Below are 18478 nucleotides of genomic sequence, written 5' to 3'. Positions count from 1 at the left end.
GGAGGAGCCTCCCCCGCACCTACCGTTCCGACGAGCGGCGCGTTCGTCGGAATCAGGGCGGGGTGATGCGCGCCTTCAGGTGGGCCGCCTTGCGGCCGCGGACCTCCACGTTCCACGCGTCGCCTTCCGCGCGCGTGCGCAGCTCCACCGTGGAGGGGAGCAGCAGCGGCTTGCCGAACGCCACGTCGAAGGTGAGGGCCTCCGGGAGCCGGCCCTGCAACGCGGCGAGGGCGTGTGCCGCCGTCCACATGCCATGGGCGATCGCGCGCGGGAAACCGAACGCCTTCGCCGTCCACGGGTGCAGGTGGATGGGGTTCACGTCGCCGCTCACGCGGGCGTAGCGGCGGCCGGTCCCGGCGTCGACCCGCCAGGTGGCGACCGGCACCTCGTCCTCGGTCCCCGGCGGCTCGGCCGGATCGGGCGGGCCCTCCGGCGCGGTGGCGCCGCGGGCGAGGTAGGTGCTGCAGCCCTCCCAGACCACCTCGCCCGCGGCGTCGATCTCGGCGACGAGGTCGACCTGGGCGCCCTTCGGGTGCGCCCGCAATCGCTCGGCGTGGACGCGCACGGCGAGCGGCTCAGCGGCGTCGATCGCCCGGTGCGCGGAGATCCGGTTGCGGACGTGCACGAGCCCGGGCAGTGGCAGCGGGAACGACCGCCGCGCCATCAGCTCCACCTGCAGCGGGAACGCCAGCACGTGCGGGTAGGTCACCGGCAGGGTGTCGGCCACCGGGAAACCGCACACGTGCGCGTACTCCGCGAGGTGGTCGCGGTCGACGCAGATGTCCCTGCTCAGCGCGGTGTCGGGCAGTTCGTGGCCCCGCGGGCCGACCGCGCCGATCGCCGCCTTGACGTACAGGGTGCCGAGGCCGGCCATCAGGCCCCCAACATGTTCTGGCCGTCGACACGGACCACCTGCCCGGTGACGCCTGCCGTCGCCGCCTGGCCGAGCCAGCCCACGGCCTCGGCGACGTCGATGGGGAGCCCGCCCTGCCGGAGGCTGTTGACCCGCCTCCCCGCCTCCCGGGTTGCGAGCGGCATCTTCGCCGTCATCGCGGTCTCGATGAAGCCCGGCGCGATCGCGTTGATCGTGGCGCCCCTCCCGGCCAGCTGCGGGGCGAGCGCACGGACCATCCCGATCACACCCGCCTTGCTCGCCGCGTAGTTCGTCTGCCCGCGGTTGCCCGCGATCCCGCTCATCGACGAGATGCAGACGATCCGCGCGCTGTCGCCGAGCAGGCCGGCGTCCGCGAGCAGCGCCCGGTTGATCGCGAGCTGGGAGCGCAGGTTGACCGCGAGCACGGCGTTCCAGCGGTCCGCGTCCATGTTGGCCAGCAGCTTGTCGCGGGTGATGCCGGCGTTGTGCACCACCACGTCGACCCGGCCGTGCCGCTCGCGCAGGTGCGCGAGCAGCCGGTCGGGTGCGTCGGCGGCGGTGATGTCGAGCTGCAGCGCGGTGCCGCCGGTGCGGTTGGCCACCCGGGCCAGCGCGTCGCCCGCCGCGGGGACGTCCACGGCGACGATCGTGGCGCCGTCCCGGTGCAGCGTGTCGGCGATGGCCTCGCCGATGCCGCGCGCCGCCCCCGTCACCACGGCGATCCGTCCGGCGAGCGGGCGCGCCGGGTCCCTGGGCTCGACCGGCCCGACCGGTGCCGCGACCCGCACGACCTGCCCGGACACGAACGCCGAGCGGGCGGACAGGAAGAACCGCAGCGTCGAGGCGAGCGCGTCGGCGCCGGCGTCGGGCGCGACGACGAGCAGGTTGGCCGTGGCGCCCGCCCGCACCTCTTTGCCCGCCGAGCGGACCAGCCCCTCCAGGGCCTGGGCGACGGCCGCGGCCTCGACGTCGTCCTCGGCCGCCACCGGACCGAGCAGCAGCAGCCGCCCGGACGGGGCGAGCCGCCGGACCGCGGGAGTGAGGAACTCCCTGGCGGTGGCGAGGTCGTCGAGGGTGCGCGCCCCGGTCGCGTCGAGGACGGCCCCGGCCACCGTCCCGTCCTCGCCCGCCTCGGCCACCCCCGCGTCGGCGAGCAGGGCGCGGACGTCGTCGGCGAGCCCGCCCTTCCCGACGCTGCCGACGAGCGCGGGCCCGTCGAGCAGCGGTTGGCCGGGCTCGTAGCGGCGCAGCACCGGGATGCGCGGCACCCCGAGCTGCTGGACGAGCCGGTACTGCGACAGGTCGCGCAGTGTGTCCTTCATCGGGGTGTCCTTCATCAGGCCGCCTCCAGGATCGCGACGACGCCCTGACCACCTGCGGCGCAGATGCTGATCAGACCGCGGGCCGGGGCGCCCTTCTCGTGCAGCAGCTTCGCGAGCGTGGCGACGATCCGGCCGCCGGTGGCCGCGAACGGGTGGCCGGTGGCGAGCGACGACCCCGCGACGTTGAGCTTCGACCGGTCGATCGAGCCGAGCGGCACGTCCAGGCCGAGCCGCTCCTTCGCGAACGCCGGGTCCTCCCACGCCTTGAGCGTGGCGAGCACGGTGGAGGCGAACGCCTCGTGGATCTCGTAGAAATCGAAGTCCTGCAGCGTCAGGCCGTTGCGCTCGAGCAGCCGCGGCACGGCGTACACAGGCGCGGTGAGCAGCCCCTCGCGGCCGTGCACGAAGTCGACGGCCGCGGTCTCCGCGTCGACCACGTGCGCGAGCACCGGCAGCCGGTGCTCGGCGGCCCACTCGTCGGAGCCGAGCAGCACGGCCGAGGCCCCGTCGGTGAGCGGCGTGGAGTTGCCTGCGGTCATGCTCGCGCCCTCGCCCTTGCCGAAGACCGGCTTCAGTTTCGCGAGCTTCTCCACCGAACTGTCCGGGCGCAGGTTCTGGTCGCGGGTGAGGCCGAGGAACGGCGTGACCAGGTCGTCGAAGAAGCCGCGGTCGTAGGCGGCGGCGAGGTTGCGGTGGCTCGCGACGGTGAGCTCGTCCTGCTCCTCGCGCCCGACCTGCCACTCGACGGCGGTGATCGCCGCGTGCTCGCCCATCGACAGCCCGGTGCGCGGCTCGGCGTTGCGCGGGATCTCCGGCACGATCTGGCCCGGCCGCAGCCCCCGCAGCGCAGTCATACGCGCCCCGAGGGTCTTCGCGGCGTTGAGGGCCATCAGGACGCGGCGCAGATCGTCGTTCAGGGCGATGGGCGCATCGCTGGCCGTGTCGACGCCCGCCGCGATCCCGCTGTCCACCTGCCCGAGCGCGATCTTGTTGGCGACCAGGACGACCGTCTCCAGTCCGGTACCGCAGGCCTGCTGGACGTCGTAGGCGGGCGTGTACGGCGAGAGCGTGCTGCCGAGCACGGCCTCGCGCGTGAGGTCGCGGTCGCGGCTGTGCTTGAGCACCGCGCCCCCGGCCACCTCGCCCAGCCGCTGCCCGGCCAGGCCGAAGCGGGCCGCGAGACCGTCGAGCGTGGCCGTGAGCATGTCGAGGTTGGACGCGCGGGCGTACGAGCCGTTCGCGCGGGCGAACGGGATGCGGTTGCCGCCGATGACGGCGGCCTTCCTCCGGGTCTCCGGCATGTCGGTTCTCCTACCCACGAGTAGCCGGTACCCAAAGTACCCGGTACCGTCGGTGTCGTGCAGTCGGTACGGGATCGGCGGGCCAGCCGGTGGGACGACCACCGGCGCACCCGCCGTGCCGAGCTCACCGACGCCGCCATCGCCGCGATCCGCGCGCATGGCGCGGGCGTGGGAATGGACGATGTGGCCGCCGCAGCGCGCACGAGCAAGACCGCCGTCTACCGGCACTTCGCCGACCGCAACCAGCTCTACGTCGCGGTATGCGAACGGGTGGCGGAGGTGCTGCTCGGGCAGGTGCGCTCCGCGATGGACGGCGCCGCGGGCCCGCGCGCGAAGACCGCCGCCGCAATCGCGGCGTACCTACGGCTGATCGAGCACGACCCCGAGGTGTACCGGTTCGTGGTGCACCGGCCGCTGGCCGACGCCGACCTGGTCGCCGACCTCGTCTCCCTGATCGGCGACCAGGTGGCGGAGGTCATCGGCGAGCAGCTGACCGCGGCCGGCGCCGATCCCGCACCCGCGGTGCCGTGGGGCCACGGGGTGGTCGGCATGGTCCGCTCGGCGGCGGACAACTGGATCGCCCGTCCGGCGGGTATGAGCAGGGAGCAGTTGGCCGATCACCTCACCGCCCTCGCATGGGCGGGGCTGTCCGGGGTGGTCGGCCGCACCGAGGAGGAGACGTCATGACGGTCGACCGGCACGCGCTGCAGGGCGTCCTCGACGGCAGGTGGGCGCACGTCCGCGACGAGATCCGCGCCCAGATGGACGAGCTCGCGTTCAACCCCGACCCGAACCTCTCCACCGAGGAGTACCGGGCGCTCACCACCGACAACCTGCGGCTGCTCGCGAACACGGGCAGGCCCCGGCAGGGCTTCGACCCGGCCTACGGAGGAGGCGGCGACGTCGGCGGCGTGGTCACCGCGTTCGCGATGCTCGGCTACGGCGACCTGTCGCTGCTGGTCAAGGCCGGGGTGCAGTGGGGGCTCTTCGGCGGCGCGGTGCAGGTGCTCGGCACATCCCGGCACCATGACGAGTACCTGAAGCAGATCATGGACGGCGAGCTGCTCGGCTGCTTCGCGATGACCGAGACCGGCCACGGCTCCGACGTGCAGCACCTGCGCACCACCGCCACGTTCGACCCGGCCACGCAGGAGTTCGACGTCCACACGCCGGACCCGGGCGCCCGCAAGGACTACATCGGCAACGCCGCCCGCGACGGCCGCATGGCCGTGGTCTTCGCGCAGCTCGTCACGCAAGGGCGGTCCCACGGTGTGCACGCCCTGCTCGTCCCGATCCGCGACGAGAGCGGCGCGCCGATGCCGGGCGTCACGATCGGCGACTGCGGCCGGAAGGCGGGCCTCAACGGCGTCGACAACGGCCGGCTGACGTTCGACCACGTCCGCGTGCCGCGCGAGGCGCTGCTCAACCGGTTCGGCGACATCACAGAGGACGGCACGTACACCAGCTCGATCGCCAACGAGACCCGCCGGTTCTTCACGATGCTCGGCACGCTCGTCCGCGGGCGGATCAGCGTGGCGGGCGGCGCCGGCACCGCCACGCAGAAGGCGCTCGCGCTGGCGATCCGCTACGGCGCCGTGCGGCGGCAGTTCGCCGACCCGGCGACCGGCGAGGAGGTCGTGGTGCTCGACTACCTCGTGCACCAGCGCAAGCTCCTGCCCGCGCTCGCCACCACCTATGCGCTGCACTTCGCTCAGAGCGACCTCGTCTCGGACATGCACGATCTGCAGGCGCCCGGTGCCGAAGGCGACGAGTGGCGCCAGCGCGACCTGGAGACCCGCGCCGCCGGCATCAAGGCCGTGGCCACCTGGCACGCCACGGCCACGATCCAGACCTGTCGGGAGGCGTGCGGCGGCGCGGGCTACCTCGCCGAGAACCTGCTGCCGACGCTCAAGGCCGACACCGACGTGTTCACCACGTTCGAGGGTGACAACACCGTGCTGCTGCAGCTCGTCGCGAAGACGCTGCTGTCGGACTACGGCCGCCGCGTCGCCCGGCTCGACCTGGCGGGCAAGGCCCGGTTCGCGGCCGACCTGGTGGCCGACACCGTGACCGAGCGCACCGGCCTGCGCGCCCTCCTGCGCCGCGGCGACATCCGGGACCGCGCGTACCAGCGGTGGCTGCTCGTCGAGCGCGAGCAGCACCTGCTCGCGAACGCGGCGCAGCGGATGCGCAGGGCGCTCGCACCGGGTGCCGACCAGTTCGGGATCTTCAACGGGGCCCAGGACCACCTGCTCGTCGCCGCCCGCGCCCACGTCGACCGGATCGTGTTCGACTCCTTCGCGGCCGCGGTCGACCACACCGGCGACGCAGGCGTGCGCGACCTGCTCGCGGACGTGCTGCGGCTCTACGCGCTGACCGTCATCGAGAACGACCGGGCGTTCTTCATCGAGCACTCCTACCTGACGCCGGGCCGCGCCAAGGCCGTCACGCAGGCGGTCAACGCCCTCTGCGGGCGGCTGCGCCCGCACGCCCGCACCCTCGTCGACGGCTTCGGGATCCCCGAGCGGTGGATCGACTGCCCGCTGCTGGACGGCGAGCACGAGACCGCCGCCGTCCTGCCGCAGCGGGAGGACGAGCCGACGGACCTGGCGTCCGTGGGCTGAGCGCCGCCGCCGGCGCGCAGTGGTTCAGGTCCCGGCCTGAACGGCTGCACGCTCGGCGCGCGCCCGCTGCACGTCGGGGATGTGGGTGTCGATCCACTCCAGCAGCCCGGCGAGGTGGGTGGTGACCTCCTGCCCGAGGTCGGTGAGGCTGTAGGTCACCTGCGGCGGCGCGGTGGGCACGACCTCGCGGCGCACGAACCCGTCTGTCTCGAGCGTCCGCAGCGTCTGGGCGAGCATCTTCTCGCTCACCCCTCCGATCGCCCGGCGCAGCGCGCTGTACCGCAGCGGCCGGCCGCGCAGGGCCACCAGCACGAGCACCGCCCACTTGCTCGTGACGTGATCGAGCACGCCCCGTGCCGGGCACCGGCTGTCGAACACGTCACCCCGTCCGAGGCTCATGGCCTCGATGACCTGCATGCTCACGTCGGCCTCCGGTGCTCACCTCGAGGTACGTACTTACCAAGAGAGAGTAGCAAGCATACGGTCAGTACCGTTCCAGACACCAGCGAACGGAGAAGTGCATGTACGTCATCACCGGGGTGACCGGGAAGCTCGGCCGCGTGGCCGTCGAGGACCTGCTGACGCGGGTGCCGGCCGCCGAGGTCGCCGCGGTGGCCCGCGACCCGCGCAAGGCCGCCGACCTCGCCGAGGGCGGTGTGGACGTCCGCCGGGGCGACTACGAGGACCCCGCGTCCCTGCGAGCGGCGTTCACCGGGGCCGACGTCCTGCTCCTCGTCTCCTCACCGGACATCACGCCCGGCGCACGCGCCCGCCAGCACGGAAACGCGATCGACGCCGCCGTCGCCGCCGGCGTGGGACGGGTCGTCTACACGAGCGCGATCGGCGCCGAGAACGGGCAGGGGTTCCTCGCCGACCACACGGTCACGGAGGAGCTGCTCGCCGGGTCGGGCCTGCCACACACCGTGCTGCGCAACACCTTCTACACGGAGGTGCTGGTCAACCCCGGTCTTCGCGCGGCCGTCGACGCGGGCGAGTTGCTCGGCGCCGACAACGGCGTGCCGGTCAACCTCGCGACGATCGCCGATCTCGGGGTCGCCGCCTCCGTCGCGGTCGCGGGCGACGGGCACGAGGGCGCGGTCTACGAGCTGCGCGGCCCGGTCTGGACGCTGGCCGACCTCGCCCAGACCGTCTCCGAGGTCTCCGGGAAGGACGTCACCTACCGGCCGGCCCCGGTCGAGGAGCTCGGCCAGGCAGGTTTCGTCCACCAGCTGATCGCGTCGGGGCTCTTCTCCGAGCCGGCCGATGACCTGGAGAAGCTGATCGGCCGCGCGCCGACGGGCTTGCGCGAGGCGGTCGAGACCGCGCTGCGCGACTGACGATCACCGGCCCCGTCGCCTCGTCCCACGCGCCTTGCGGCTCGCCCGGGCGATACGTCCCGAAGGTCCATTCGAAGCCTTCGGGATCGGCGATCCGGCAGCGGTGGTTGCCCCACTCGGTGTCGGCGGGCTCCCAGATCCCGGTGGCCCCGGCCGCGAGCGCGCGGGCGTACACGGCATCGACTTCGGTGGCGTCGGCGACGCTGACGTAGGCCCCGAAGCCGGTCGTGTCGCCCTTGCGCGGGGGACGCTCGTAGCCGTCACGGTCGCTGAACACGACGATGGCGGCGTCGTCACGACGGAGCTCGGAGTGGAGGATGCCGCCGGCGTCGTCGGGGAACGATGTGATGGTGTCGAACCCGAAGACCCGTTCCAGCCAGGAGAGGGCGGCCGGGGCGTCCCGGTACCCGAAGTAGGCGTGCAGGGCGGCGGGCCTGCTCGTACTGGCCATGGGGCTCGTCTCGGTCATGGCCCGAGCCTGCCGCCCCCAGCGGTCAGTTCCCGTCCTCATCGGCGAGCTTCGCGTGCTGCGCGCGCAGCTCGCGCTTGAGGATCTTGCCGCTGGGGTTCTTCGGCAGCGCGTCGGCGAACACCACGTACTTCGGGCACTTGTAGCCTGCGAGGTGCTGCCGGGCGTGTGCCAGCACGGCGTCGGCCGTGAGGCCCGCGTCCGGCTTCGGGACGACGACCGCGGTGACCGCCTCGATCCAGTGCGGGTGGCTGATCCCGAACACGGCGACCTCGGCAACGCCGTCGAGGAGGTAGATCGCCTCCTCGACCTCGCGGCTGGCCACGTTCTCGCCGCCGGTCTTGATCATGTCCTTCTTGCGGTCGACGACCGAGAGGTAGCCGTCGGAGTCCAAGATCCCGAGGTCGCCGGAGTGGAACCAGCCGCCGCGGAACGCCTCGGCGGTCTTGTCCTCGTCGTTGTAGTAGCCCAGCGCGGCGTGCGGGCTGCGGTGCACGATCTCGCCGATCTCGCCCGGCGGCACGGGCTCGCCGAGGTCGTCGACCAGCATCGTCTCCACGTTGACGGCGGCCCGCCCCGCCGAACCGGCCTTCGGCAGCTGCTCGTGCGGGCGCAGGATCGTCGCGAGCGGGGCCATCTCGGTCTGGCCGTAGAAGTTCCAGAGCTGCACGTCGGGCAGCCGGCGCTGCAGCTCCTTGAGCACCTCGACCGGCATCGCGGACGCGCCGTAGTACCCCTTGCGCAGGCTCGACAGGTCGCGGGTGTCGAAGTCGGGGTGGCGCAGCAGGGAGATCCACACCGTCGGCGGGCAGAACAGCTTCGTCGCCCGCTCGGCCTCGATCGTCGCGAGCAGGGCGGCCGGGTCCGGCGCCGGCAGGATGATGCTGGTCGCGCCCAGGTAGACGTCGACGGAGAAGAAGCAGTCCAGCTGCGCGCAGTGGTACATCGGCAGCGAGTGCACCTCGACGTCGTCGGCGCTCATGCCGCCGTCGATCACGCACGAGACGTACTGGGCGATGAGCGACCGGCTCGAGAGCATCACGCCCTTCGGCCGCGACTCGGTGCCGGACGTGTACATGAGCCGGAGCGGGTCGTCGTCGGCGACGGCCACCTCCGGGTCGTGCCCGGGACCCGCCGTCCACCAGTCGGCGACGTCCTCCCAGCCGTCGGCCGCACCGCCGATGCGACCGCGCACGCCCTCTTTGAGCCCGGCCTCCGCCAGCGCCTGCTCCGCGGTCTCGGTGAGCACGTCCTGCGCCACCATCCCGGTCGCGCCGGAGTGGCCGAGGATGAAGGCGATCTCGGACGGGCCGAGCATGAAGTTCACCGGCACCAGCACCACGCCCAGCTTGGCGGTGGCGAACGCGATCACCGCGTACTCCCAGCAGTTGCGCGACAGCAACGCCAGGCGGTCGCCCTTCGTCACACCGCGGGCGGCGAGCGCGTTCGCCAGCCGGTTCGCGGCGGCGTCGAACTCGGCGTAGGTGAAGCGCCGCTCGCCGGACACCACCGCGAGCTTGTCCGGGTACCGCAGCGCGGTGCGCCGCAACAGGTCACCGATCCCGTGCTGGCGGGCGCGGGCGATCGCGGCGGCGGTGTCGGGGGTGAAGGGCGCGGCGGTGGACGGCACGGCGTCGGGCATGCCCGGATGATGCCGGACGCGGCGCGCACGACGCACCTGTCCGATCGTCGGTGCGCGTTCTACGGTCGGGGCGTGTCCATCGCCGCGGAGCTCGCCGACGTCGTCGACCGGATCGCCCACTCCGATGCCGACCTGCACGCGTTCGTCGACGAGCCCGGCCGGGCCGATCGGGTCCGCGCCGAGGTCGACGCGATGACCCGGCGTTGGCCGGATCCCGAGCACCGGCCGCCGCTCCACGGCGTCCCGCTGGGCGTGAAGGACGTGTTCCGGGTCGACGGGCTACCGACCCGCGCCGGGTCGGCCGTGCCCGCCGAACTCCTCGATGGTGCGGAGGCCACGGCGGTCACCCGGCTGCGCGCGGCCGGCGCGGTGGTGGCCGGCAAGACCGTCACCACCGAGTTCGCCTACTTCGCGCCCGGCCCGACCCGCAACCCGCACCACCCGGAACACACGCCGGGCGGGTCGAGCAGCGGGTCGGCGGCCGCGGTGGCCGCCGGGCTGGTGCCGCTCGCGCTCGGCACGCAGACCGTCGGCTCCGTCATCCGCCCGGCCGCCTACTGCGGGTGCATCGGGTTCAAGCCGACGTACGGCCGCGTGCCCTGCGACGGGGTGATCGCCAACGCGCCGACCTTCGACACGGTCGGGCTGTTCGCCGCGGATCCGCCTCTCGCCATGGCGGCCACCGCGGCCCTCGTCCACGGCTGGGGCCCCGTAGCGCCCGGCGAGCGGCCGGTGCTCGGCGTACCCGCCGGGCCGTACCTGGACCAGGCCGACGTCGGCGCGTGCGGGGCGTTCGCCACGCAGATCACCGCCTTGCGCGCGGCCGGGTACGACGTGCGCGAGGTCGCGGCGGTCGACGACATCGCGCAGGTCAACCGCCGGCAGATCGTGGTCAACCTCGTCGAGCTGGCCCGCGGCCACGAGGCGTGGTTCGACCGGTACGCCGACCGCTACCGCCCGCAGACCGCCGCGGCCATCCGCGAGGGCCGCTCGATCGACGTCGCGACGTACCGCGCGGCGCTCGACGGGGTCCACGCACTCCGGCGCACGCTGCCGCAGCTCATGGCGGACGCGGGGATCGACGTCTGGATCTGCCCGTCGGCCACCGGTCCCGCTCCGCGCGGGCTCGACACCACGGGAAGCCCGGCGATGAGCGTGCCGTGGACCCAGGCGGGCCTCCCGGCGCTCTCGCTGCCGGCGAGCACGGTGGTCCGCGACCCCGGTGGCCCTGCGCTCCCGGTGGGCCTGCAGTGCGTGGGCCGCCCCGGCGCGGACGAACGGCTGCTCGCCTGGGCGCCGGACATCGCGGAGGCCGTGCGTTGATCCGACGAACGGCGCGTTCGTCGGAACCTATCCGGCGCCATGCATGTCTGAGGGCTGGGCGCGCCGCGAAGCAAGCGCGCAGCCCCCGGTGGCACGACAGCGCCGCTCGTCGGGATCATCGGAGCTCGAACTCCTCGCCCGCCCTGAGCTCCCCGGCGCCGGTGACGTCCGCGTAGGCGCCTGCGCACGCCCACGTCCCGAGGCCGGGGATCTCCACGCGGTTGTGCTTCGCGATCGTGCGGAGGGTGTCGGCGTCGCGGGGCAGTTCGCCCTGCGCGAGCGTGGTCATGACGCAGCGCATCGTGGGGATCGAGACCGCGGCGGTCGCACCGCCCGTGAACGCGACGGTCCTGCCGGACCATCCGTTCTCCACGAAACCGTCCCCCTCGGCGTCGAGCACGACGTTGGGGCGGTAGCGCCGCTCGTCGAACGTGGCGCTGGGCGCGAGCTCGCGCAGCCGCTGCAGCGTGGCCGTGGTGAGCAGGTGCAGCACCGCGAGGTCGAAGAACGCCGGGTGCGGGGCCATCGCGGCGAGGTCGAACCGGCTCACCCGCTCCCCGGTGTCCTCGTCCCGCACGCGGGTGCCGGCGATGACCGCCTCTGGGGCGAGCCCGTCGATGTCGGGCCACACCTCCTCGAACCCCGCACCTTCCGGCGGGGTGGCGATCAGCCGGACGTCACGGCCGATGGCGGCGCTCAGCGCGGCGTCGATGTCGGCGTCGCCGCTGTGGTGCACAGAACCGTCGGGGAACGTGATCTCGACCGACGGCGCCACGTCCCGTTCCGGCTCATCGACGCAGTGGGCCGAGAACCCCAGCAGCCCGCCCCAGAGGCGCGGCACCTTCGCGCTGGCCACGGTGCCGGTCTCGACGTCGACGAGGGCGTAGGCGCGGTCGCCGACGATCCCGCGCTCGTCGACCCGGCAGCGCTGCAGCGACTCGCCGAGCATCGACTTGACCGGGTAGCGGTACAACGCTGTGACAGCCACCACCGGTTTCTAGCAGGTGGGGCGGCCCGCCGTCAGGACGCGCGGCCCGTCCTCGGTGATCGCGATCGTGTGCTCGGCGTGGGCGGCGCGGCTGCCGTCGGCGGTGCGGATCGTCCAGCCGTCGCGGTCGTGGCGGTAGGAATCGGCACCGCCGGCCTGCAGCATCGGTTCGAGGGCGATCACCAGCCCGGACCGCAGCACCAGCCCGCGACCGGGCCGCCCCTCGTTGGCCACACTCGGGGACTCGTGCATGGAGCGGCCCACGCCGTGCCCGCCGTGATCGGCCAGCAGCCCGTAGCCGCCCGCGCGCGCGACCGTGCCGATGGCGTGCGCGATGTCGCCCAGCCGGGCACCCGGCACCGCGGCCGCGATCCCCGCGGCGAGCGCGCGCTCGGCCGTCTCGATCAGCGCAGCGTCCCGCGGGTCGCCGCCGTCCACGAGGGTGCTGAACGCCGCGTCGGCGCACCAGCCGTCGAGGTGCACGGCGAGGTCGACGCTCAGGACGTCGCCGCGACGCAGCCGCTCCCGCCCCGGGATGCCGTGCACGACGGCGTCGTCGACGCTCGCGCAGATCACCCCCGGATACGGGGTGGGCGCCCACGACGGGTGGTAGCCGAGGAAGCTCGGGACCGCATCGGCTTCGGCGATCAGGTCGGCCGCGAGCCGGTCCAGCTCACCTGTGGTGACGCCGGGCGCGACCTGCGCGCGCACGGCCGCCAGGACGTCCGCCACGATCTTGCCGGCGGCCTCGCACGCGTCCACCTCGGAGGCGGTCTTCAGCTCGATCACGCAGATAACTATACCGGTATTAGTATTGGCCGCATGGTGCGCGTCCCGCTGACCCCTGCCGACCGCGAGCGCGGCGAGCGGCTGGGCCTGCTCCTGCGCGAGGCGCGCGGCGACCGCAGCCTCGTGGAGGTGGCCGCGGCGGCCGGGATCTCGGCGGAGACACTGCGCAAGATCGAGACGGGACGGATCCCCACCCCTGCGTTCTTCACGGTCGCCGCGCTCGCGAACACCCTCGGTCTGTCCCTCGACACGGTCGCCGCCACCACCACGCCCGCCGGCGCACCGTTCACCTCGACCTGACTCCAGCTCCTCGTCGAGTCGGTGCCGCCCGGGTCACCTGGCGAAGGTGAAGAGCCGTCGCGTGCCGTTCGGCCGCCTGGAGGGTGCCCGCAACACCCCGGCCCCGACCGACCAACCCTCTCCCGGCGCGGCGAGGAACGCCGTCTCCGCCACACCGGACGCCGCGAACCACGCTCGGATGCGCGAGGTCGCATCCGGTGCTCGCCGGTGCCGGGTCCAGATCACCGTGCCGCCGTGGGCGAGCAGCGACGGCACCGCGGCCACGGTGCGCTCGATGTCCCCGTCCGGCACATTGCCGAAGATCCCGCACAGGAGGAGCAGGTCGGCAGGCGCCGCGTCGTCGTACGCCTCCGTCGTGCCCGCATCTGCCGTCACCACCTCGATCGACGGCGGCGCCGCCGCGCGGGCGGCCGCCGCGAGCTCCGGGTCGAGCTCGACGAGCCGCCCGCGCACGTCACCTCCGCGCGGGTGACCGGCCAGCACCGGGAGCACGTCCCTCCCCTGACCCGCACACAGCGAGAGCAGCCGGAGCGGGCCGGGCCCGGCCCGGTCCAGGGCGAGTGCGATCTGCTGCTGCACGGCGGCCAGGCGTTGCGCCATCGGGCTCGCCGCGTCGTCGTACTCCGCGTGCCAGCTCCTCCAGTCGGCCACCGTCAGCCTGCGGCGGCGCGCAACGCGACCAGCCGCGCCGCCGCCTCGGTGAGCACCTCGTCGCGCTTGCAGAAGGCGAAGCGGACCAGTGAGCGGCCCAGCTCCGGGTCGGCGCAGAACACCGACACCGGTACCGCCGCCACGCCCACGCGTTCGGGGAGGCTCCAGCAGAACTCGGCGCCGTCGGTGAAGCCCAGCGGCGTGACGTCGGTGACCACGAAGTAGGTGCCTGCGGTGTCGAACACCGTGAAGCCGGCCTCGCGCAGCCCGCCGGACAGGAGGTCGCGCTTGCGCTGCAGGTCGCCTGCCAGCTGTGAGTAGAAGGAGTCGGGCAGGCCGAGCGCGGCCGCGATCGCCGGCTGGAACGGTGCGCCGCTGACGTAGGTGAGGAACTGCTTCGCCGCGCGCACGGCGGAGACGAGCTCGCCGGGCCCGTGCACCCAGCCGACCTTCCAGCCGGTGACGGAGAATGTCTTGCCTGCCGAGGAGATCGTGAGCGTGCGCTCGTCCATCCCCGGCAGGGTCGCCATCGGCACGTGCGGGCGCCCGTCGTAGATCATGTGCTCGTACACCTCGTCGGTGACGACCACCGCGTCGTGCTCGGCGGCCAGCTCGCCGATCAGCGTGAGTTGCTCGCGGTCGAACACCGTCCCGGTCGGGTTGTGCGGGGTGTTGACCAGCACGACTCGGGTGCGGGCCGAGAACGCGGCGCGCAGCTCATCGGGGTCGAACGCGAAACCGAGCCCGGACGGCCGCAGCGGAACGGGCCGGATCACCGCGTTCGCCAGCGCGATCGTGGCCGCGTACGAGTCGTAGTACGGCTGGAACGTCACGACCTCGTCACCCGCCTCGCAGAGCGCGAGCACGGCTGACGCGATCGCCTCGGTGGCGCCGGTGGTGACGAGCACGGTGTCCGGGTCGACGTCGAGGTCGTAGAAGCGGCGCTGGTGCTCGGCCACGGCGGCGCGCAGCTCGGGCACCCCGATCCCGGGCGGGTACTGGTTGATCCCCGCCTGGATGTTCGCCGCGGCGTCGCTGAGCAGCGAGGCCGGGCCGTCGGTGTCGGGGAAGCCCTGACCGAGGTTGATCGCGCCGGTCCGCAGTGCGAGCGCCGACATCTCGGCGAAGATCGTGGAGGTGTGGGCGCGCATGCGTTCTACGAGCATGGGTGCACGGTACGTCCACGGTGTCGGGGCGCGCTCCTAACCTGCACCCATGCCACTGCCCGAGCGCGAACGCCAGGAGTTCCTCGCCGAGCCGCACGTCGCGGCGCTGTCCGTCGCCGCGGGGCCCGACCGCGCCCCGCTGGTCGTGCCGATCTGGTACCAGTACGAGCCGGGCGGCGACATCTGGTTCCACACGCAGGTCGGCTCCCGCAAGGCGAAGCTGATCGACGCCGCCGGGCGCGTCTCGCTGATGATCGACGAGGCGGGTGCGCGCGTCAGGTACGTGTCGGTCGAAGGCCCGGTCGTGCGCACCGAGCCCGGCTCCGCCGAGGTGGTGCGCACGATGACGGCCCGGTACCTGCCCCCGGAGCGGGTCGACGCCTACGTCGAGTTCGCACTGGCCGAACACGGGGAGCAGGTCGTCTACCACGTCCGCCCCGAACGCTGGCTCTCCGCGGACATGTCCGGCTAGGCCACGGAACGCCCCGCGCAGAAGCCGTGATCAGCAGTTCGGTGCGATGGCGGCGACATCCGGCCGTTGTCGCACCGACCTGCCGATCACGAGGCCACCGGAGGCCGGTGGCGGGGAAGCCCGTCATGAACGGACACGACGATCCACAGCTGGAGTACCAGGCCCGGTTCACCAGCCCCGCATGTCCACCGGCCACGTCTCCAGCACGGTCTCGCCGTCCACGAGGTGCATCTGCTCGTGGAGGGCCACGGTCGGGTCGACGTGGGCCGGGAGCACACGCAGCCGCTCGCCCACGCGAACGGGTTCCTCGGGCGCGAACGTCGTGTGCTCGTCGGAGCAGAACCACACCTGAGCGCCCTCGATCGTCGGCAGACCGTGGTCCATGCCGAGCGATTTGAGGCCGACGTCGACCACGGCGTGGTCCGGCGACACCGAGATCACCGTGCCCAGCACGGAGAGCGCCTGGCCGAACGGGTGGCCGATCTTGCCGTACGCGGTGTCCATCAGCGCGTACGAGCCGGCCTGGATCTCGGTGGCCCAGGTGTTGTCGAGGTACGTGCCGGTGCCGCCGGCGCTGATGATCTCGCCGCCCACGTCCTCGGCGGCCCGCACCAGGATCGCCATGGCGTCGCCCGTCATCCGGGCGCGGTCGGCCGGGTCGGGCACGAGCATGAGGTGGCCCTCGTAGCCCATCACCCCGCGGACGTGCAGGCCGGCGGCCCGCGCGGCAGAGGCCAGATCGCCGGCCTTCTCCGGCGGGCAGCCGCAGCGGGGGAGCCCGACGTTCACGTCCACGAGGACCTCGCGGACCCCACCCGCGGTGGCGGCGGCGATCGTCTCGAGCGAGTCGACGGCAACGGTCACCCGCGCTCCGTCCGCCACCAGCGCGCCGAGGCGGCGCGTGTCGAGCACCTCGTTGGCGAGCAGGAGGTCCGCGCCGAGCCCGGCGGCCGCCATCACCTCGCACTCCCGGACGGTGGCGCACGTGAACCCCTCGTGCCCGTGCCCGGCCTGCCGCCGCGCGAGCGCCGTGGTCTTGTGCGCCTTGACGTGCGGACGCAGCCGCGGGCCCGGCAGGGCCGCGCTCATCGTCGCGAGGTTGGCGTCGAGGACGTCGCGCTCGACGAGCAGGGCGGGGGTGGTGAGGTCGGTGATCAGCACGGGCTAGTGTCCCCCTTGGTGTCCTGCCCCACAGAAGTCACCGAGCCGGAATGCCGCGACGACGTTTCGTCTTGATCGACCAGTGACGCTTGCTCCCGACCGTGTCCCCTCAGCCGTTCCGGACACCCGGGGGGATCGCCTCCGGCTCGTGCTGGTGCTCGGCTCGTTCATCGCGCTCGGCCCGCTGACCATCGACATGTACCTGCCGGCGCTGCCGACGATCACCGGTGAGCTGCTCACCACCGACGCCGCCGTGCAGCTGACGCTCACCGGCACGCTGCTGGGGCTCGGCCTCGGCCAGCTGGTGATCGGCCCGCTCGCCGACCGGTACGGGCGCAAGCGGCCTCTGATCGCGGGTGTCGCCGTCCACGTGCTCGCCTCCGTGCTGTGCATCGTCGCGCCGAACGTGGCCGTGCTCGGCGGGCTGCGGCTGCTGCAGGGCCTCGGGGCGGCGGCGGGCTCGGTGATCGCGATGGCGATCGTCCGTGACCTCTACACCGGCCGTGCCGCGGCCACCCTGCTCTCGCGGCTGATCCTGGTGATGGGTGCGGCACCGGTACTCGCTCCGACGCTCGGGTCGTGGGTGCTCGCCTTCACCTCGTGGCGCGGCGTGTTCGGCGTCCTCGCCCTCTACAGCCTGCTGCTCCTGCCGGTCGCGGCCCGCGCACTGCCCGAGACGCTGCCCCCGGAGCGCCGCGTCACCTCGGGCGTCGTCGGCACACTGCGCACCTACCGCCACCTGTTGCGCGACCGCACCTTCCTCGGGCTGATGTTCGTCGCCGGCCTGGCGATGTCGGCCGTGATGAGCTACGTCTCGGGCGCGTCGTTCGTGTTCCAGGAGCAGTTCGGGCTGAACCAGCAGCAGTTCGGGCTCGCGTTCTCCAGCGGCGCCATCTGGCTGATCCTGGCCAGCCAGCTCAACCCCGTTCTCCTGCGCCGCTTCGAGCCGCACCAGCTGCTGCTCGGCGCGATCGCCATGGCCGCGGCGGCGGGCCTGCTGATGGTCGCCGTCGCCGTCTCGGGCGTGGGTGGCCTGTTCGGGGTGCTCGTCCCGCTCTGGCTGGTGCTGCTCTCCGTCGGCTTCGGGCTGCCGAACGCACCCGCGGTCGCGCTCGCGAGGCACGGCGAGACCGCGGGCACGGCAGCCGCCCTGCTCGGTGCGACGCAGTTCGGCGTCGGCGCGCTGATCTCGCCGCTGGTCGGTGTGCTGGGCAACGACGCGGTCGCCATGAGCACGGCGATCGCGGCCGGACTGGTGCTGTCGCTGACGGTGCTCGTGCTGGTCGTGCGGCCGTGGCGGCTGGTCGACGACTCCGAGCCTGCGCCGGTGCCGGCCGCCGCCTAGGAGGAACGGGTGGTGCGCACCGCGAAGAACGGCAGGAACGCCTGGGAGAGCGGGCCGATCGCCAGCGCGTAGAGCACGGTGCCGACGCCGACCGTGCCGCCGAGCAACCACCCGCACCCCAGCACGGCCACCTCGATGCAGGTGCGCACCAGGCGGACGGACCGTCCGGTGCGGGCCGACAGCCCGGTCATCAGCCCGTCACGCGGGCCGGGCCCGAGCCGTGCCCCGACGTACGCGGCGGTCGCCACACCGTTCAGCACGACGCCGCCGACGAGCAGCGCGATCCGCGCGACGAGCGCATCCGGGGCGGGCAGCACCGCGAGCGCGACGTCGACGACGGCGGCGATCACGACCACGTTGGCCACCGTGCCGATGCCCGGCCGCTGGCGCAGCGGGATCCACAGCAGCAGCACGATGACCCCCGTGATCGCGGTGATCACGCCGAAGCTGAGCGGGGTCTGCCTGGTGAGGCCCTCGTGCAGCACGTCCCACGGGTTCAACCCCAGCCCGCTGCGGACCTGCATCGCCATGCTCACCGCGTACAGCACGAGCCCGAGGAGGAGCTGCGGTAGCCGGCGGCCGGGGTTGCGGGAGACGGGAATCGGGCGGAGATCGACGACGGCCACCATTCCATCGTGGGTGTTCGGCACGCAACCGCCGATGGCCAATCCGGCGCTGGTGGACCGGCGCGCGATGATGGCGGCCTCTCGACCG

Annotated in this window: 18 protein-coding genes and 1 pseudogene; 7 read left to right on the top strand and 12 right to left on the bottom strand. The window is 73.3% G+C overall.

Annotated features, from left to right (window positions below):
- Window positions 1-52: 52 nt before the first annotated feature.
- From FHX44_RS18440 to FHX44_RS18430, 3 genes are read right to left on the bottom strand one after another with little or no spacing between them, the layout of a single operon-like run.
- Window positions 53-874: a MaoC family dehydratase gene (locus FHX44_RS18440; protein ID WP_147256924.1), complete on the bottom strand. Its 822-nt coding sequence runs from the start codon at window positions 872-874 to the stop codon at window positions 53-55.
- Window positions 874-2211 (bottom strand): 3-oxoacyl-ACP reductase, encoded by a 1338-nt coding sequence (locus FHX44_RS18435; protein WP_147256923.1) that lies wholly within the window; start codon window positions 2209-2211, stop codon window positions 874-876. The genes FHX44_RS18440 and FHX44_RS18435 overlap by 1 nt, the downstream gene beginning before the upstream one ends.
- Window positions 2211-3497, bottom strand: coding sequence for an acetyl-CoA C-acetyltransferase (locus tag FHX44_RS18430; RefSeq protein WP_147256922.1), 1287 nt, complete (start codon window positions 3495-3497; stop codon window positions 2211-2213). The genes FHX44_RS18435 and FHX44_RS18430 overlap by 1 nt, the downstream gene beginning before the upstream one ends.
- A 57-nt stretch (window positions 3498-3554) precedes the next feature.
- Here FHX44_RS18430 and FHX44_RS18425 point away from each other — a divergent pair, with 57 nt between their 5' ends.
- Complete coding sequence (locus FHX44_RS18425) at window positions 3555-4184, top strand: TetR family transcriptional regulator (protein WP_147256921.1); 630 nt, start codon at window positions 3555-3557, stop codon at window positions 4182-4184.
- Window positions 4181-6121: an acyl-CoA dehydrogenase family protein gene (locus FHX44_RS18420; RefSeq protein ID WP_147256920.1), complete on the top strand. Its 1941-nt coding sequence runs from the start codon at window positions 4181-4183 to the stop codon at window positions 6119-6121. The genes FHX44_RS18425 and FHX44_RS18420 overlap by 4 nt, the downstream gene beginning before the upstream one ends.
- Before the next feature lie 24 nt (window positions 6122-6145).
- Here FHX44_RS18420 and FHX44_RS18415 read toward each other — a convergent pair whose 3' ends face one another.
- Window positions 6146-6538, bottom strand: coding sequence for a winged helix-turn-helix transcriptional regulator (locus tag FHX44_RS18415; protein ID WP_147261287.1), 393 nt, complete (start codon window positions 6536-6538; stop codon window positions 6146-6148).
- A 104-nt stretch (window positions 6539-6642) separates the two neighbouring features.
- On the opposite strand from FHX44_RS18415, the gene FHX44_RS43315 reads away from it, so the two are divergent.
- Complete coding sequence (locus FHX44_RS43315; RefSeq protein WP_147256919.1) at window positions 6643-7458, top strand: NAD(P)H-binding protein; 816 nt, start codon at window positions 6643-6645, stop codon at window positions 7456-7458.
- Window positions 7459-7531: 73 nt separating this feature from the next.
- Here FHX44_RS43315 and FHX44_RS43310 read toward each other — a convergent pair.
- Window positions 7532-7909, bottom strand: a pseudogene (locus FHX44_RS43310) (VOC family protein); the annotation flags it as partial.
- A gap of 43 nt (window positions 7910-7952) precedes the next feature.
- The gene (locus FHX44_RS18400) at window positions 7953-9569 is read right to left on the bottom strand and encodes an acyl-CoA synthetase (protein WP_147256918.1); all 1617 of its coding nucleotides are present in this window, start codon (window positions 9567-9569) and stop codon (window positions 7953-7955) included.
- Between the two features lie 72 nt (window positions 9570-9641).
- Here FHX44_RS18400 and FHX44_RS18395 point away from each other — a divergent pair, with 72 nt between their 5' ends.
- The gene (locus FHX44_RS18395) at window positions 9642-10892 is read left to right on the top strand and encodes an amidase (protein WP_212612538.1); all 1251 of its coding nucleotides are present in this window, start codon (window positions 9642-9644) and stop codon (window positions 10890-10892) included.
- 115 nt (window positions 10893-11007) lie between these two features.
- Here the strand turns inward: FHX44_RS18395 and FHX44_RS18390 are convergent, their stop codons facing one another.
- Both FHX44_RS18390 and map read right to left on the bottom strand, forming a co-directional pair.
- Window positions 11008-11880, bottom strand: coding sequence for an MOSC domain-containing protein (locus FHX44_RS18390; RefSeq protein ID WP_147256917.1), 873 nt, complete (start codon window positions 11878-11880; stop codon window positions 11008-11010).
- Window positions 11881-11889: 9 nt separating this feature from the next.
- A complete protein-coding gene (map, locus tag FHX44_RS18385; protein WP_147256916.1) occupies window positions 11890-12669 on the bottom strand; it encodes a type I methionyl aminopeptidase in 780 nt (259 codons plus the stop codon).
- A gap of 33 nt (window positions 12670-12702) precedes the next feature.
- Between map and FHX44_RS18380 the strand changes: the two genes are divergently transcribed.
- Window positions 12703-12969: a helix-turn-helix domain-containing protein gene (locus FHX44_RS18380; RefSeq protein ID WP_212612537.1), complete on the top strand. Its 267-nt coding sequence runs from the start codon at window positions 12703-12705 to the stop codon at window positions 12967-12969.
- A gap of 33 nt (window positions 12970-13002) precedes the next feature.
- Here FHX44_RS18380 and FHX44_RS18375 read toward each other — a convergent pair whose 3' ends face one another.
- Together FHX44_RS18375 and FHX44_RS18370 are read right to left on the bottom strand one after the other, a co-directional pair.
- Entirely contained in the window at window positions 13003-13620 is a 618-nt protein-coding gene (locus FHX44_RS18375) for an SAM-dependent methyltransferase (protein ID WP_147256915.1), read from the bottom strand.
- Between the two features lie 2 nt (window positions 13621-13622).
- A complete protein-coding gene (locus tag FHX44_RS18370; RefSeq protein WP_147256914.1) occupies window positions 13623-14786 on the bottom strand; it encodes a pyridoxal phosphate-dependent aminotransferase in 1164 nt (387 codons plus the stop codon).
- Window positions 14787-14835: 49 nt separating this feature from the next.
- Between FHX44_RS18370 and FHX44_RS18365 the strand changes: the two genes are divergently transcribed.
- On the top strand, window positions 14836-15258 hold the full coding sequence (locus FHX44_RS18365) for a pyridoxamine 5'-phosphate oxidase family protein (RefSeq protein ID WP_147256913.1): 423 nt from the start codon (window positions 14836-14838) through the stop codon (window positions 15256-15258).
- A 168-nt stretch (window positions 15259-15426) separates the two neighbouring features.
- On the opposite strand, the gene FHX44_RS18360 is transcribed toward FHX44_RS18365, so the two are convergent.
- A complete protein-coding gene (locus tag FHX44_RS18360; protein ID WP_147256912.1) occupies window positions 15427-16419 on the bottom strand; it encodes an alanine racemase in 993 nt (330 codons plus the stop codon).
- 148 nt (window positions 16420-16567) lie between these two features.
- On the opposite strand from FHX44_RS18360, the gene FHX44_RS18355 reads away from it, so the two are divergent.
- A complete protein-coding gene (locus FHX44_RS18355) occupies window positions 16568-17764 on the top strand; it encodes a Bcr/CflA family efflux MFS transporter (protein WP_246170463.1) in 1197 nt (398 codons plus the stop codon).
- Here FHX44_RS18355 and yczE read toward each other — a convergent pair.
- Window positions 17761-18393 (bottom strand): membrane protein YczE, encoded by a 633-nt coding sequence (gene yczE / locus FHX44_RS42205; RefSeq protein ID WP_170309306.1) that lies wholly within the window; start codon window positions 18391-18393, stop codon window positions 17761-17763. The genes FHX44_RS18355 and yczE overlap by 4 nt on opposite strands.
- Between the last annotated feature and the right edge of the window lie 85 nt (window positions 18394-18478).

Source organism: Pseudonocardia hierapolitana, assembly GCF_007994075.1.
GTDB lineage: Bacteria > Actinomycetota > Actinomycetes > Mycobacteriales > Pseudonocardiaceae > Pseudonocardia > Pseudonocardia hierapolitana.
Note: the sequence above shows the minus strand (reverse complement) of the source record. Positions and strands in the feature narration are given on the sequence as shown.